The 14,897-nt window shown below is 67.3% G+C and carries 17 protein-coding genes; 13 read left to right on the forward strand and 4 right to left on the reverse strand.

The annotated features are described in order from the left end of the window. Window positions 1-76 precede the first annotated feature (76 nt). The 6 genes from ACWFRJ_RS39145 to ACWFRJ_RS39170 all read left to right on the forward strand — a co-directional run bounded on the left by ACWFRJ_RS39145 (window position 77) and on the right by ACWFRJ_RS39170 (window position 4,514). A complete protein-coding gene (locus ACWFRJ_RS39145) occupies window positions 77-1,021 on the forward strand; it encodes a type II secretion system F family protein (RefSeq protein WP_453542531.1) in 945 nt (314 codons plus the stop codon). Window positions 1,022-1,034: 13 nt separating this feature from the next. Beyond that, window positions 1,035-1,925: a DUF5936 domain-containing protein gene (locus ACWFRJ_RS39150; protein ID WP_453542534.1), complete on the forward strand. Its 891-nt coding sequence runs from the start codon at window positions 1,035-1,037 to the stop codon at window positions 1,923-1,925. Between the two features lie 347 nt (window positions 1,926-2,272). Continuing rightward, the gene (locus ACWFRJ_RS39155) at window positions 2,273-2,590 is read left to right on the forward strand and encodes a hypothetical protein (RefSeq protein WP_453542603.1); all 318 of its coding nucleotides are present in this window, start codon (window positions 2,273-2,275) and stop codon (window positions 2,588-2,590) included. Next, the gene (locus tag ACWFRJ_RS39160; RefSeq protein WP_453542537.1) at window positions 2,587-3,195 is read left to right on the forward strand and encodes a pilus assembly protein TadG-related protein; all 609 of its coding nucleotides are present in this window, start codon (window positions 2,587-2,589) and stop codon (window positions 3,193-3,195) included. Before ACWFRJ_RS39155 ends, ACWFRJ_RS39160 begins: the two co-directional genes overlap by 4 nt. A gap of 32 nt (window positions 3,196-3,227) precedes the next feature. Continuing rightward, window positions 3,228-3,833, forward strand: a complete 606-nt coding sequence (locus tag ACWFRJ_RS39165) for a hypothetical protein (RefSeq protein WP_453542540.1) — start codon at window positions 3,228-3,230, stop codon at window positions 3,831-3,833. A gap of 3 nt (window positions 3,834-3,836) precedes the next feature. After that, a complete protein-coding gene (locus ACWFRJ_RS39170) occupies window positions 3,837-4,514 on the forward strand; it encodes an OmpA family protein (RefSeq protein ID WP_453542543.1) in 678 nt (225 codons plus the stop codon). Window positions 4,515-4,541: 27 nt separating this feature from the next. On the opposite strand, the gene ACWFRJ_RS39175 is transcribed toward ACWFRJ_RS39170, so the two are convergent. After that, window positions 4,542-4,841 carry a Uma2 family endonuclease gene (locus tag ACWFRJ_RS39175; RefSeq protein WP_453542546.1) on the reverse strand — a complete coding sequence of 100 codons (300 nt, stop codon included), beginning with the start codon at window positions 4,839-4,841 and terminating at the stop codon, window positions 4,542-4,544. A gap of 250 nt (window positions 4,842-5,091) precedes the next feature. Next, on the reverse strand, window positions 5,092-5,529 hold the full coding sequence (locus ACWFRJ_RS39180; protein WP_453542548.1) for a nuclear transport factor 2 family protein: 438 nt from the start codon (window positions 5,527-5,529) through the stop codon (window positions 5,092-5,094). Window positions 5,530-5,650: 121 nt separating this feature from the next. On the opposite strand from ACWFRJ_RS39180, the gene ACWFRJ_RS39185 reads away from it, so the two are divergent. Together ACWFRJ_RS39185 and ACWFRJ_RS39190 are read left to right on the forward strand one after the other, a co-directional pair. After that, window positions 5,651-6,406: a class I SAM-dependent methyltransferase gene (locus tag ACWFRJ_RS39185; protein ID WP_453542551.1), complete on the forward strand. Its 756-nt coding sequence runs from the start codon at window positions 5,651-5,653 to the stop codon at window positions 6,404-6,406. Between the two features lie 153 nt (window positions 6,407-6,559). Next, complete coding sequence (locus ACWFRJ_RS39190) at window positions 6,560-7,000, forward strand: winged helix-turn-helix transcriptional regulator (protein WP_453542554.1); 441 nt, start codon at window positions 6,560-6,562, stop codon at window positions 6,998-7,000. Between the two features lie 271 nt (window positions 7,001-7,271). Here ACWFRJ_RS39190 and ACWFRJ_RS39195 read toward each other — a convergent pair whose 3' ends face one another. Then, window positions 7,272-7,640, reverse strand: coding sequence for a DUF192 domain-containing protein (locus ACWFRJ_RS39195; RefSeq protein ID WP_453542557.1), 369 nt, complete (start codon window positions 7,638-7,640; stop codon window positions 7,272-7,274). A gap of 343 nt (window positions 7,641-7,983) precedes the next feature. On the opposite strand from ACWFRJ_RS39195, the gene ACWFRJ_RS39200 reads away from it, so the two are divergent. Continuing rightward, the gene (locus ACWFRJ_RS39200) at window positions 7,984-8,505 is read left to right on the forward strand and encodes a DUF3824 domain-containing protein (RefSeq protein ID WP_453542560.1); all 522 of its coding nucleotides are present in this window, start codon (window positions 7,984-7,986) and stop codon (window positions 8,503-8,505) included. A gap of 74 nt (window positions 8,506-8,579) precedes the next feature. Here the strand turns inward: ACWFRJ_RS39200 and mgrA are convergent, their stop codons facing one another. Beyond that, on the reverse strand, window positions 8,580-9,617 hold the full coding sequence (mgrA, locus tag ACWFRJ_RS39205) for an L-glyceraldehyde 3-phosphate reductase (protein ID WP_453542563.1): 1,038 nt from the start codon (window positions 9,615-9,617) through the stop codon (window positions 8,580-8,582). A 153-nt stretch (window positions 9,618-9,770) separates the two neighbouring features. On the opposite strand from mgrA, the gene ACWFRJ_RS39210 reads away from it, so the two are divergent. The 4 genes from ACWFRJ_RS39210 (at window position 9,771) to ACWFRJ_RS39225 (ending at window position 14,844) form a co-directional block, all read left to right on the forward strand. Further along, a complete protein-coding gene (locus ACWFRJ_RS39210) occupies window positions 9,771-10,532 on the forward strand; it encodes an isoprenyl transferase (RefSeq protein WP_389904425.1) in 762 nt (253 codons plus the stop codon). Between the two features lie 330 nt (window positions 10,533-10,862). Beyond that, window positions 10,863-12,185 (forward strand): PhoH family protein, encoded by a 1,323-nt coding sequence (locus tag ACWFRJ_RS39215; protein WP_453542566.1) that lies wholly within the window; start codon window positions 10,863-10,865, stop codon window positions 12,183-12,185. Window positions 12,186-12,595: 410 nt separating this feature from the next. Next, window positions 12,596-13,327 (forward strand): aggregation-promoting factor C-terminal-like domain-containing protein, encoded by a 732-nt coding sequence (locus ACWFRJ_RS39220; RefSeq protein ID WP_453542569.1) that lies wholly within the window; start codon window positions 12,596-12,598, stop codon window positions 13,325-13,327. 125 nt (window positions 13,328-13,452) lie between these two features. Then, window positions 13,453-14,844 carry an AI-2E family transporter gene (locus ACWFRJ_RS39225; protein WP_453542571.1) on the forward strand — a complete coding sequence of 464 codons (1,392 nt, stop codon included), beginning with the start codon at window positions 13,453-13,455 and terminating at the stop codon, window positions 14,842-14,844. The last annotated feature ends 53 nt before the right edge of the window (window positions 14,845-14,897 follow it).

Genomic DNA, 14,897 nt, shown 5'->3' on the forward strand with positions numbered 1-14,897 from the left:
GCACGAGCACGAGCACGAGCACGAGCACGAGCATGAGCACGAGCACGAGGGCGCGTACGAGAGAGACCACCGTCTGATGGAGAACCAAGCCGCCCTCCTGGCCCTCGGCGCCACGATCCTGACGGGCACGCTCGCCGTAGCGGGAATCCACGCGTACGCGTCGGGTAGGGCCCAGCGCCAGGCACTGGTCGACCGCCTGTCGATCGGCCCCGGCAAGGGCGACCCCGTGGGCCGTGGCCGCCGCTTCTCGGCCGTGGACCGCCGCCTGCGCCGCACGCGCCTCGGCCGCTCCATCCACCTGCGCCTCTCGGCGACGGGACTCGACCTGACGGCGGGCGAGTTCTTCGTCTACGTCGTGGCGGTCGTCGCCGCGCTCTGGCTGATGGCGGCGGCGACCCTGGCCCCGTTCTTCGGCCCGATCGCGGGAATCGTGGCGATATGGAGCGCGGTGGTGTTCCTCAACTGGCAACGCCAGAAGCGAATCGAAGCATTCATCAACCAACTCCCGGACGTGGCACGCATCCTGGCGAACGCGACGGCGGCGGGACTTGCGCTACGCACATCACTGGCGATGGCGGCAGAGGAACTGGAGGCCCCGGCGGGCGAGGAACTGTCGATGGTGGCGGACCAGTTGACGATGGGCCGCTCGATCGACGACACGTTGGGCGAACTGGCGGAACGCCTCCCGTCCCGCGAACTGATAGTCCTCGTGACGACCCTGGTCCTCTCCAACAAGGCGGGCGGCTCGGTGGTGAACTCCCTCAGGAACCTCACGCAGACCCTGGAGGACCGGAAGGAGACCCGCAGGGAGGTCCGCACGATGCTCTCGGAGGTCCACGCGACGGCGTTCACGGTCCCGCTACTGGGCCTCGGCTCGCTACTCCTGATCAATTCCTCCAATGAGGGCGCACTGGCGAGGGTGACGGGGTCGCCGGTGGGTCAGATGCTGATCCTGATCTCGCTGGGCCTGTACGGGGTGGGCTTCTTCGTGATCAGACGCCTGGGCAAGATCGAAGTGTGAGGGGGGAGTTACGTTGCTGGCACTGGCTCTTGCAGTGGTGATGGGACTCGCCGTGGCGGGCGTCTGCCAAGGCGTACGCATGTACCGCGCGGAGGCGAAACTCCCCTCGGACCTGGCGATAGCCCTGGAGATAGGCGCCACGCGCGTCTCGACGGCGGGCTCGGCGGTGGACCGCCTGGGCATGCGCTTCGCACCGCTCGTCCTGCGCCTGATGGGCCCCAAACGGGTGGACGCCAAGCGCCGCAGGATCGACATGGCGGGCAACCCGGGAGGCCTGACGATAGACCGCTACGCGGCACGCCGGGCGGTCTACGGCCTGTTCGGCATCGTGATGGGCCTGGTCTTCCTCTCGAACGGCTCCCCGCTCTTCGGCCTCCTCACTTTCGCCTTCGGGGTGACGGCGGCGGACGCGCTGATCTGGCAGGCGATACGGGATCGCCGCGAGGTCATCGACCGCACGCTGCCGGATTTCCTGGACGTACTCGCGGTGGTGGTATCGGCGGGCCTCGGCTTCCGACAGGCGCTGGATCGGGTGGCGGAACGCTACGAGGGCCCCTGGGCGGACGAGTTGAGGATCACGTTGCGCCAGATGGACATGGGGGTCAGCCGCCGCCAGGCGTTCGACGAACTGCGCCGCAGGAACGCGTCGGAGCAGGTGTCGCAGTTCGTCTCGGCGCTCCAGCAGGGCGAGGAACTGGGCTCGCCCATCGCGGACACGCTCATCCAACTGGCGACGGACATGCGGCGCACGGACGCCCAGAACTCGCGCCGCAGGGCGGCCAAGACGATCCCCAAGGCAACAATGGTGACGCTGGTCTTCATGCTTCCCGCCACGATGATCCTGATCGCGGCGGGCATGTTCCTCGGCTCGGGTTCGGACTTCGGCTCGATCCTGGGGAAGTGAGGGTTGCTGTGAGCGGTGCGGTGAGTCTCGCGGCGGGAGCCGGTATCAAGCCACTCAGCGAAAACACTTCGCGGCTGCAACCCAATGTGGGACAGTCACTCGGAGGGTGGGAAGGGTGCTCTAACCCGGGGGGTGGCCCCAACCGGATGCTGATCACTCAACTGACCTTTGCAAAAGGCGAGTTCACGGTATTCACGGGAGGGGAAGTCGTGGAACGCATCGAGTCACCGACCGCCCGGTCACGGATCTCTGCCGCATGCCTCCGGGGTGCGTGATGACCTCGCCACCGGGGAAGGGAACTCGCCAACTTGCGCGTCTCAAACGGCATTGGTTGCGGAGAGTGGCTGATGGGTCACGTGATCTCGCGTACGTTGCCTATGACGACAGCCGCGTCGGAATTGATTGCGCCGGCGGTTCGTGTACCGGGTGGGAGAGAAGGGGCCATCGTGCTGAAAGATCGCGTACTCAGAGTCTGGGTCGACTGGACCGTAACCGTGGCTTCCCGGGTTCGGGGGAGGGAACGGGATGCGGGGGCTGGGTTTGTGGAGTATGCGGGGTTGATGATTTTGATCGCGGGGATCTTTACGTTGATCGATCAGATCGGCCTGGACGGCATGATCTCCGGTGCGATTCGGGACGCGGTTACCGACGTCACAGGCGGTTGATTCCGCGGGCTCTGCAGAGTGACCGAGGGCAGACTCTCCCCATCTATATCTGGATGACGGGGATTCTGCTCTTCGTTGCGTTTGCCTTCTTTGCGTTCGCCCAGGCCGCATCAGCGCGCAATGGCGCACAATCAGCGGCTGACGCGGCGGCGTTGGCCGCAGCGCAGGACGCCAGGGGCGAACTCGTTGATGGGCTGGGGGGATCCATTGGCGAGGGTGATGAATGGCTCGACTGGCTGGGGGGAGACAAGTTCACCGGTGATGGCGCCGAAGGCGCGGCGCAGGCGCTGGCAGCGGACAACGACTCCTCCGTCATCAGCTTTGGGCCGACCGAGGTGAACGGCTATCCGGGTTTCCGGGCGAAGATCGAGACCAACTACACGGTGGGTGACTCGATCATTCCGGGCACGGAGTCCCAGCATGCCCAGGCCGAAGCCACGGCGATCATTAAACCGCGCTGCGATGTTGCTCCTTCGGCCGACCCGGAGAAGGCTGTGGAATTCGACTGCGACGGCGGCGATTCTTTCGAGATCGATCCGGATGACTTCGAGCTGGATGATCTCCCGGACGCATCTGTTCTCTTCTCCGTTCACCTGGCCGACTGATGAGCGTTCGACGAAAGAAGGAAGCTGTACCGATGAACACTCGGCGCACCATAAAGACCCGCAGGGCAATGACCGCTGTGGCGATCACTACTGGGCTGGTCCTCATGGTGGCCGGCTGTGGAGGTGGAGGGGACGACAAGCCCAAGTCGGAAGGCGGCAGTTCCTCCTCCAAGCCCGCAAAGGACAGTAAGGATGGCGGGAACAAAGATGATTCCCAAGCAACGCCCAAGGAGCAGGTGTTGGCCGAGGTGCGAGGTGGTGATGGTGTATCGCTCACCGTCACCTCTGCTGACCGTGATGAGGGCGGCTTCCTGACCATCAGCGGTCAGATCAAGAACGGGGGCGGAAAGTTCTGGATCGCCGACAACTGGCGTGGTGATGAGCAGGAGTTGCGCAAGAACGGAGCCTCCCTGGCAGGAGCGGCTCTCGTTGATCAAGAGGGCAAGAAGAAGTACCTCGTCCTTCGTGATACGGAAGGGCGCTGCCTCTGCACTAAGTTCGACGGGGGTGGGGTGGCGGCGGGCCAGTCCGCCGACTGGTACGCCCAATTCCCCTCGCCTCCGGCTGAGACGAGGAAGGTCGACTTCCAGGTAGGCGCCATGCCTCCCGCCTCCATCGAGATCTCTGAGGGCGAGTGACTCATGGCCCACCCACGACCACGCACCCGAACCCGAACCCGCACCCTCGCCACAGCAACCGCCACCCTCACGGCCCTGGTCCTCCTGACAGGCACCCCCGCTTTCGCGGACGACGACGACCCCAGCGCACCCCCCGGCAGTACGACCACGACCCCACCCCAGGAAGTCGACTCCAACAGCCCGGGGCTGAAGCTGGCCGACGGAGCGACGCTGGCTCCGGCGAAGGTGCTCGACATCAAGTCCGTGGTCGAAGACCTCGGCGGCGAGGAACGCCGCGAGGACACCAACACGGACGTGAAGTTCGCGCTGCAGGCGGAGGTGCTGTTCGCCAAGGACAGTCCCAAGCTGAACCCGGAGGCGAACGCGCGGATCAAGGCGATCGCCGAGGAGGCGAAGGCCCAAAAGGCGACGAACGTAAGGGTGTTCGGCTTCACGGACGATCTGGGCTCGTACAGCCACGGCAAGAAGCTGTCGCGCGAACGCGCGGAGGCCGTGCACGACAAGATGGCCGGCTATCTGGGCCCCGAGGTCACGTACTCGGTACGCGGCTACAGCGAGGACTATCCGATCGCGGACAACGGCTCTGAGGAGGGCCGCAAGAAGAACCGCCGAGTCGAGGTGTCCTTCCCGAGGGGTTCCAGCGCGGACACGGGAACGGCCCCCTCCGGGAGCCAGGACTGACCACGAGGCCGACTCAAGGGCCTCGACTCAGCAGTGGGCGGCGGAGGTACGGTGCGCGGGCCACGCGTCCCGCAGCTGCCATTCCTTGGCGGATGGCAGGGGGGCCGTGTCCACGCTCAGAGTGCGCTCGCCGGCTTCGATGGTGACCGTCTTGCCGTAGTGGCCGGAAGCGCGCTCGCGGTAGCCGGTTGGAGCGGGGTCCGTGAAGAGGGTCCAGGCGCGGGTGTAAGGGTCGAGGACAAGGCTTGCCGGGATACCCGCGACTGCGTAGGCGCGGGGCTTGAGAACGTAGTCGTTCTCCACCGAGGACGGCGAGACGATCTCCACGGCGAGCTCGATGGCCTCGGTCGTCGCCGAGCATGCCGTCCTTGTCCCAGCGTCGCCGAAAGGTGCGGGGGTCCCGCCAGCCCTGCCACTGGAACTCCCCGCAGGCCTCCGGATCGGTGAGGAACCGGTCGAGCAGGTCGAGATCATCCTCGCGAACGGGACGCAGCCGCAGCGGCAGATGCAGCTGCATAAGATCGTTTTCGCTCATCTCGGCCACGGTAATCGTGAACTCGGCTGCCCCGCCCGCGATTTACCCGCCCTCAAAAGCCTGCGTCACCGCGAGGCTGTCCTCGTACACGTGATGGCGAGTGATGAGTCCGTCCTCCACCGTGAGGTGCATCGCGAATCGGGCCCGGTAGGGCGTGGCCGTCGAGCGGGCGGTCTGGCGGATCTCGCCCAGTACGACGGCGTGGGCGCCGTCCACGAGGATGTGTTCGATCTGCGTCGCGGCTTCCCCGGCCACGTGATGCTCGGCGAGCTCCCGGTAGTGGGCGGCGGCGTCGGCGCGAGTGGCGCGGTGGCGGATCCATGGGGTGGTGGTGCGGCCGTGCTCGGCCTCCGGCCAGCTCAGCTTCCAGTCCGCGTCATCTGCGTACAGCGCGGCGATGCGCTCGGGGTCACCCTCGCCGATGCGGCCCAGCAGGTCCTCCACTACGGAGCGGGTGTGCGTTGCCGTGGTTGAGGACATGGGGTCCCTTTCGGTCTGGCCTGTGTGGCTTGCCTTGATCCTTTCCTTCTGCGGTGGCGGTGGCCATTACCCCCCGAGTAATCGACGTGAATCGCGCGCCGTGCGGTGCGAAGATCGCTCCATGAGCAGTTTCGACGCACTTGTGACGGAAGCGGAGTCGGCCCCGACCGAGGGCTGGGACTTTTCCTGGTTCGAGGGGAGGGCCACGGAGGAGCGGCCCTCCTGGCGGTACGCCCACGCCATGGGGGAGCGCCTCGGGCACGCCACCGCGTCTCTCGACATCCAGACCGGCGGCGGCGAAGTCCTCGCCTCCGCGCCCGCGCTGCCGCCGCTCGCCGTCGCCACGGAGGGGTGGCCGCCGAACGTCGTCAAGGCCACCGGGCTGCTGCATCCACGGGGTGCGGTGGTCGTGGCCTCGCCGGAGGACGCGCCGTTGCCGTTCGCGGCGGAAGCGTTCGACCTGGTCACCAGCAGGCATCCGGTGAAGGCGAATTTCGACGAGATCGCGCGCGTGCTGCGTCCCGGGGGGTCGTACTTCGCCCAGCACGTGGGTCCCGCCAGCGTCTTCGAGGTCGTCGAGTACTTCCTCGGGGCCCAGCCCGATTCGGTACGGAACGGACGCCATCCCGACGGCGAGCGGGCCGAGGCGGAGGCGGCGGGCCTGGAGATCGTCGACCTGCGGGCCGAGCGGCTGCGGATCGAGTTCTACGACATCGGAGCCGTCGTCCACTTCCTGCGGAAGGTGGTGTGGATGGTGCCGGACTTCTCTGTGGAGAGGTACGGGGCGCGGCTGCGGGAGCTGCACGAGCAGATCGAGGCGGAGGGGCCCTTCGTGGCCCACAGCAGCCGGCATCTGTTCGACGCCCGGAAGCGCTAGGCGCGCCGCGCCGGGGCGGGGTGTCCGTGGTTCTTGATGCCTGACGCCGGGCGTTGGCAGCACCCCACATGACAGTGGCAGGGGCGCTCATCGTAGGTCTTCTTCAGTACTGTCGATCGGGTAAGTGGCTCTGCGGACACGAGGGAGTGGACCATGCCGAAGCACGGCACGGAGGGCAATTCGGAGGGCAATTCGGAGAGCGGCAAGGGGAGCGGTGCGGGGGAGGGCGGCAAGGAGGGCAAGCAGCTGTACGTCTGCGGGCTCGACGCCGCCGTTGATGTCGTCGGCGGCAAGTGGAAGCCGATGATCCTTTGGGCGCTCTACGCGGGCAGGACGCTCCGTTTCGGCGAGCTCCGGCGGCACATCACCGGAATCAGCGAGAAGGTGCTCATCCAGCAGCTGCGCGAGCTGGAGTCCGACGGCATCGTGCACCGCGAGGTGTACCGGGAGGTGCCGCCCAAGGTCGAGTACTCGCTGACCCCCCTCGGCCAGTCCCTGAACGAGGCGCTGATTCCGCTGGGCGTGTGGGGCGACGAGCACATGGAGCAGCTGGTGGCCAACCGCGAGTGCAAGAAGGAAGGCACGGCCGCCTGACGGTAAGCGCGTAACGGTAAAGCGCGTGCGGGCAATGCCTGACGGGGAAACCTGGTGCGTGGTTGCGTGCCTCGTCGATCGTTAGCCAAGTGATCCCTTGCCGCCCCAAGTGATCCCCAAATGGGTTGCGTTGATTCCGCATCGTTATCGAGACCCGCTCGATCCGGGCGCGCACATCACGTAAGTTCAGACCAAGGCGAATTCGCGTGAGCAAATCCAGTCACGTGTGCGGCGTCGCGCGGTGGAGGGGACTGCGCGACTCCGCTCGCCCTCAATCCCTCCCGTCGGAGCTCACTGGGTCATCCGGATCGCCGGCCCGCATCTCCACCCGCGCACCCCGGCGCACGCCCCACCCGGCCATCACCCCGGCCTCCGCCTCCAGGACATGCCGGGCCCGCAGCCGTGGCCGCCCGATCCGCCCTGGGCGCATCGTCCGCACGGACAGCACCCGCAGCTCCCGGTCCAGGTACGCCACGTCGATGGCGAACCGCATCCGTACCGTGTGCACGCTGTTCGCCGGGCTCAGGAGCAGCGCCCCGGTCACCCCGTCCCTGCCGAGCAGTCCGCGTCGCCGCGCACCGGCGGACTCCGCGATCTCCAGGGGGATCGTCCGGCCGGTCGGGAGCAGAAGCGTCGCCATGCGAGCCGAAGCTAGCGGCCCGCCCGCCCGGCTCGTCAAGCGGGCACCCGTACCCCGTCCCTCCTATGGGCTACAGCCCGTGTGGGGCCGGAATTTGTCACCGGGGCCGAAATCCGTTGGGAGAACAGGGTCCCGGAGTTGTCAGTCGGTTTCGGAGAGTAGTTGTCGAGCGCCGATGCGCGCAGCATCACTTACGAAGGGTTATGGTGGAAACCCCCCCTCGGGCCGGTCCATCTCCCCCCCATGGACCGGCCCGATTTTTGTGCCCGGACGCCGGACCCCACACCGTCCGCGCCACGACCAGCCCCTCACGGAGCTGAAGCCTCCGGATATGGTCAGGGACATGTCGAACCAGTTCCCCCCGCCACCCCATGACCCGCAGGCCAATCCGGCCAACCCGGCTCATCCGGCCAACCCCCCGTCGGGCCTTCCCGGTTACCCCGGCCCGGCGCAGGATCCCGCGTACGGGTACGGATACGGATACGGATACGGGCCTGTCGTCCCGCAGGGCATGCCCGGCGTCGTCCGCGCCGCACAGATAGTCGTCTGGGTCCTCAGCGGACTCGTCCTGCTCGGCACGATCGGGGTTGCGGCCACCGGTGATCCGCAGACGGCCGGAGCGGCCGCAGGCGTGAACCTGTGCCTCCTGGTGGCCGGTGGCTTTGCCTTCACGTTCAAGAACGCGGGTAACGGCGTCCGCGTGACCTGCATCGTCCTGATGAGCGTGCAGATCGCCTTCGGGCTCGGCGGCCTCGCCTCCGGAAACCCGGGCGGCTTCCTTGGCCTGCTCGGCTCGATCGCCTCGGTCATCCTGCTCTCCCAGGGTGTCGCGGGCGCCTGGTTCAAGCGCCCGCGCACCCACTAGGCACGTCCCCTGAATACGCGTCGCCTATGTAGTCGCCTATATAGGGGACGCGATCGTCTACAGGGAAGTGACCGTCAGTTCCGCCCGGCCCAGATATTGGTGCCGGGCGTGGAGACCGCGTACGCGTCGATCTCGGTGAGCTCCTCGTCCGTGAGTTTCGGACCGGCGAGCGCCGCCACGTTCTCCTCGAGCTGCTTCACGCTGGAGGCGCCGATGAGCGCGGAGGTCATCCGCTCGTCGCGCAGGACCCAGTTGAGCGCCAGTTGCGCGAGCGACTGGTCGCGGCGGGCCGCGATGTCGTTCAGGCCGTTGAGCCGGCGCACGACCTCGTCGCTCAGGAGGTCGGGGTCGAGCGACTTGCCCTGTGTGGCGCGCGAACCCTCCGGGATGCCCTTGAGGTACTTATTCGTCAGCAAACCCTGTGCGAGCGGCACGAACGAGATGCAGCCCATGCCCGCACCCTCGAGGGTGTCGAGCAGGCCGTCGTCCTCGGTCCAGCGGTTGATCATCGAGTACGAGGGCTGGTGGATGAGGGCGGGAACGCCCATCTCCCGCAGCAGCCGCGCCGCTTCGGCGGTCTGCTCGCTGTTGTACGAGGAGACGCCCACGTACAGCGCCTTGCCCTGCTGGACGGCGGACGCGAGCGCGCCCATCGTCTCCTCCAGCGGGGTGTTGGGGTCGAAGCGGTGCGAGTAGAAGATGTCGACGTAGTCGACGCCCATCCGCTTCAGCGAGGCGTCGAGGGACGAGAGCAGGTACTTGCGCGAACCCCACTCGCCGTACGGGCCGGGGTGCATGAGGTAGCCCGCCTTGGTCGAGAGGACCAGTTCATCGCGGTACGGGGCGAAGTCCTGCGCGAACAGCTTGCCGAAGTTGAGCTCGGCGGAACCGGCAGGCGGCCCGTAGTTGTTCGCCAGGTCGAAGTGCGTGACGCCCAGGTCGAAGGCGCGGCGCAGGATCGCGCGCTGGCTCGTCAGGGACTTGTCGTCACCGAAGTTGTGCCACAGGCCGAGGGAGACGGCGGGGAGCTTCAGGCCGCTGCGGCCCGTGCGCCGGTACTCCATGGCGTCGTAACGGTCGGCTGCCGCTTGGTACAGAGACGTGTCGTTCATGGGTACGAAGCTACTTCAGCTCCGGATCTTCTTATGCCCGGCTCCGGATCATCGCGAGAGCGGAGGCCCGCTCACCCGAGAGCAGAGGCATGCCCTCACAGCGGTAGGCTTTCGCCTTCGGGGACTGCCATCTGCATGGAGGGGCTGACAGAAGTGAACCTGCGCGACCTGGTGTACGGACTTTACGCACGCCGGGTGGAAGGCCGCCTCGACCACGACCAGGTGCCCAAGCACATCGGGGTCATCCTCGACGGCAACAGGCGCTGGGCCAAGGCGTCCGGCGGGACCACCGAACAGGGACACCAGGCGGGTGCGTACAAGATCGAGGAGTTCCTCGGCTGGTGCGCCGAGACGGACGTCGAGGTCGTCACTCTCTGGATGCTCTCCACGGACAACCTCGACCGCCCCGAGCAGGAGCTGATCCCGCTCCTCGGCATCATCGAGGACACGGTCCGCGGCCTCGCCGCCGACGGCCGCTGGCGCGTGCACCACGTGGGCACGAAGGACCTGCTGCCCGACCGCACCCAGGCCGTCCTCAAGGAGGCCGAGCAGTCCACCCACGGCAACGCCGGGATACTGGTCAACGTGGCCGTCGGGTACGGCGGCCGGCAGGAGATCGCCGACGCGGTCCGCTCGCTGATCCTGGACCACGCGGACAAGGGCACGAGCCTGGAGGACGTCGCCGAGGCCGTCGACGTGGATCTGATCTCCAAGCACCTCTACACACGCGGCCAGCCGGACCCCGACCTTGTGATCCGAACGAGTGGTGAGCAGCGCCTGTCAGGCTTCATGCTCTGGCAGTCGGCCCACTCCGAGTACTACTTCTGCGAAGTTTTCTGGCCGGCCTTCCGCAAGGTCGATTTCCTTCGTGCGCTGCGTGATTACGCGGCCCGGCACCGGCGCTACGGCGGCTGACACCCACGAGGTGTCCGTGCGGTGCTCATGTCGGTGAGGCGTGAGTAACCCAGAGTTCACGGACGCGCCGTCATATGCCCTGGCATGGCTGCGCGTGTTCGAGGGAATAAGCCTTCCAGGTCGACATCCGATTCACGGATGTCGTATCTCAGCGGGCGGCATGGGGCCGTCCGCCCGGGAGGCCCTTTGCACCAGGACGACCGTGCGGTGAGTACGGGCGAAGTGGAGGGCCGGAGCTCGGCCCGCGCACTGCGGCACGAGACCGGTCCGGACTTCTCCCGGCATCCTTCCCGTCGCTCCCCGACCTCATCCGAGGGGGTACGTCCTTCCGTGGTGACCAGCACAAAGCGCCGCATGCCCGACAGGCGCACCTATGTTCTCGACACCAGCGTTCTGCTCGCTGACCCGAATTCCATGTACCGCTTCGACGAGCACGAAGTAGTGCTGCCCGTCGTCGTGGTCACGGAGCTCGAGGCGAAGCGGCACCATCCGGAGCTCGGCTACTTCGCCCGGCAGGCCCTGCGCCTGCTGGACGACTGCCGGGTCCGGCACGGTCGCCTGGACGCGCCGATCCCGATCGGCGATCTGGGCGGCACGCTGCGCGTCGAGCTCAACCACTCCGATCCCGGCGTGCTCCCGGCCGGCTACCGGTTGGGGGACAACGACTCACGGATTCTCGCCGTCGCGCGCAACCTCCAGGCAGAGGGATACGACGTCACTGTCGTGTCGAAGGATCTGCCTCTGAGGATCAAGGCGTCCTCGGTCGGTCTTCTCGCAGAGGAGTATCGGGCCGAGCTCGCCATCACGGACTCCGGCTGGACCGGAATGTCCGAACTGACCCTCTCCGGGGAACAGGTGGACCTCCTCTTCGAGGAAGACACCCTGCATGTGCCGGAAGCGGCCGACCTGCCCGTTCACACGGGCCTCACCATCCAGTCCGAGAAGGGCAAGGCGCTGGGCCGTGTCACGGCCGAGGGCAACGTCCGTCTCGTACGCGGCGATCGCGAGGCCTTCGGCCTCAAGGGGAGGAGTGCGGAGCAGCGCATCGCGCTCGATCTGCTGCTCGACCCGGACATCGGCATCATCTCGATGGGTGGCCGGGCGGGTACCGGCAAGTCGGCTCTCGCGCTCTGCGCGGGGCTCGAAGCCGTCCTGGAGCGCCGACAGCACCAGAAGGTGATGGTCTTCAGGCCGCTGTACGCGGTGGGCGGGCAGGAGCTCGGCTATCTGCCCGGCACCGAGGCCGAGAAGATGGGTCCCTGGGCGCAGGCGGTCTTCGACACGCTCGGCTCGGTGGCGGGCAAGGCGGTCATCGAGGAGGTGACGGCGCGCGGGATGCTCGAAGTGCTCCCGCTCACCCATATCCGCGGGCGCTCGTTGCATGACGCGTTCGTGATCGTGGACGAGGCCCAATCCCTGGAGCGAAACGTTCTTTTGACCGTTCTGTCCAGGATCGGGGCGAACTCCCGAGTCGTCCTCACCCACGACGTCGCCCAGCGCGACAACCTTCGAGTGGGGCGGTACGACGGGGTAGTTGCCGTGGTCGAGAAGCTGAAGGGCCATCCGCTCTTCGCCCACGTCACGCTCACCCGCTCCGAGCGTTCGCAGATCGCGGCGCTCGTGACCGAAATGCTGGAGGACGGACAGATCTGAGCCAGTTCACCCTGCTTGTACGGTAGTTGGCGCCGCCCGGCGAAGCGAAGGAGCCTAGCCGGGCGGCGTCGTCGCGTCCGCCCTTTTCCGAAAAACTCCTGGGGCAAACAAGGTGTGAGCTTTCACACGGCACGGAGAATTGCCTTGCGGCCTCCGGCTGGGGCAGAGTCTGGGTCCTGTCAGGCCCCGCATGCGACACACCTGTACCCCCAGCGGTACCGCAACTCAGAAACACCAGAACTTCATAGTGGCCGTCGCATGCCGCCCGAAGCACCACGCGGCACTCCCTTCACGGGGGTTGCCCACCGGGCCCGTGCCTCCCGTGACCGAGAACCAAGCGGAGGCCAGCGTCCAGGGGCACGATTGCGTCCGCGAGGTCACCTATGCGGGCGATGCTGGAAGGAAACCGTGTGAGCCGGATTTCGGTCCGGGGATTCGCCGTGGCATCCGCCACCGCGGTCACCACCGTCGGCGCTGTTGTTGGTGTCGCCTCGGGCAGCACCCCGGGCGCCTCGAACGACAACGACTTCGAGGCGACGGCGAGCGAAGCGACGCTCCTCGCAGACATCCCCGCGGGTCAGCAGGCCCAGGTACAGACCGCGTCCCTGACGCAGCAGGCCGACGCACAGGCCATGGCTGCCGACACGGCTGCGAAGAAGTCAGCGGCTGAAGCAGCGCGTAAGCAGGCCGCGGAGTCGGCCATCGCGAAGCAGAAGGCCGCGGCGAAGGCGGAGAAGCAGGAGGCCGCCGACAAGGCGGCAGCCAAGAAGGAGCGCGAGGAGCAGGCCGAGACCAAGGCCAGCCGTTCCTCCACGCGTGACGCCGGCGACTTCGCCAAGCAGTCCTCCTACTCCGTCTCGCAGGTCCAGGCGATGGCACGGCAGATGGTCCCCGGTGACCAGTTCCAGTGCTTCAGCAACATCGTCAACCACGAGTCCACCTGGAACTACAAGGCCAGCAACGCCTCCTCGGGCGCCTACGGTCTCGTCCAGGCGCTGCCCGGCTCCAAGATGTCCTCGGCCGGAGCCGACTGGCAGACGAACCCCGCCACGCAGATCAAGTGGGGTCTGGGCTACATGAACGACCGCTACGGAAGCCCGTGCGGAGCATGGGACTTCTGGCAGGCGAACAACTGGTACTGAGCCGCTGATCGCTCAACCTTCATGGGCCCCTCACCGTCCTTCGGTGGGGGGTCTTTGCCGTGTACGGTCATCCCGACAACTTCCAGGGGGGAGTGGTGGGGCAAGACGGGGGAAGAGGACGGATCATGTCGCGAGTGCCAGAGTGGATCGGCAGGCTTGGTGCCGGTCTGTCTCAGATGGGTGAGCGGATGGGGCAGCACGACGAGCCCTATTCCGATGTGGAGGACGGTGCCAAAACGTCACGGCGGTCGGCCGCCGATGACGTTGCCGCCGAGGGGGACGCGGCGGCCCACGAGGCCACCGACGTCGATCCGGAGGTCGTGCCCGCCCCGCCCGCGTACGCGCCGGCCGTAGCGGCACCGCCCGACCCCGTCTCGGCGGTGCCGTGGGGGATGCGGGTGGCGGCCGAGGCGGGATGGCGTCTTCTCGTACTCGCGGGCACGCTCTGGGTGTTGATGAAGGTCATCACCGCCGTGCAACTCGTCGTCTTCGCCTTCGTGGCCGCGCTGCTCATCACCGCGATGCTCCAGCCGACCGTGGTCAGGCTCAAGCGGCTCGGACTGCCGCGGGGGCTCGCGACGGCTGTCACGGCCGTATCGGGCTTCATCATCATGGGTCTGGTCGGCTGGTTCGTCGTCTGGCAGGTCATGGAGAACGCGGACACGCTCTCCAGCCAGGTCCAGAACGGCATCGACGACCTGCGCAACTGGCTGCTCACCAGCCCGTTCCACGTCACCGAGGACCAGATCAACGACATCGCCAAGAGCCTGCGCGATGCGGTCGGGGCGAACACGGAGGAGCTGACGTCGGCGGGGCTCGAAGGGGTCACCGTGATCGTGGAGGCCATGACCGGCATCCTGCTCGCGATGTTCTCGACGCTGTTCCTGCTGTACGACGGCAAGCGCATCTGGCAGTGGTTCCTGAAGCTGGTCCCGGCGCCCGCGCGGCCCGGCATCGCGGGGGCGGGTCCGCGTGCGTGGCGCACGCTGACGGCCTATGTGCGCGGCACGGTGATAGTGGCTCTGATCGACGCGATCTTCATCGGCCTCGGGATCTACTTCCTCGGGGTGCCGATGGCTGTTCCGCTGGCCGTCTTCATCTTCCTGTTCGCGTTCATCCCGCTCGTGGGCGCCGTGGTTTCGGGCGCGCTCGCGGTGGTGGTCGGCCTGGTGACCCAGGGCGTCTTCACCGGCGTGATGACCCTGGTCGTGGTCCTCGCGGTGCAGCAGATCGAGGGCCACATCCTCCAGCCGTTCATCCTCGGGCGTGCGGTACGGGTGCATCCCCTGGCCGTCGTGCTCTCCGTGGCCGCGGGTGGCCTCGTCGGCGGGATCGGCGGCGCGGTGGTGGCCGTACCGCTGGTGGCCGTGACGAACACGGTGGTGGGCTATCTGCGGGCGCACTCACGGGAGGCGGCCCTGAAGCAGGCGCCGCAGCCTCGCGGGGCGACGGCGGCCGACATCGCTCCGGTGGAGCCTCCGGCTCGCTCGGCGAGCTCGTCGGGCTCGGAAGCGTAGGTCTGAGGCACAGACAGAAGAAGCGGCCCCGCTCAGCAACTGCTGAGCGGGGC

The organism is Streptomyces sp. NPDC055239, from assembly GCF_053606205.1.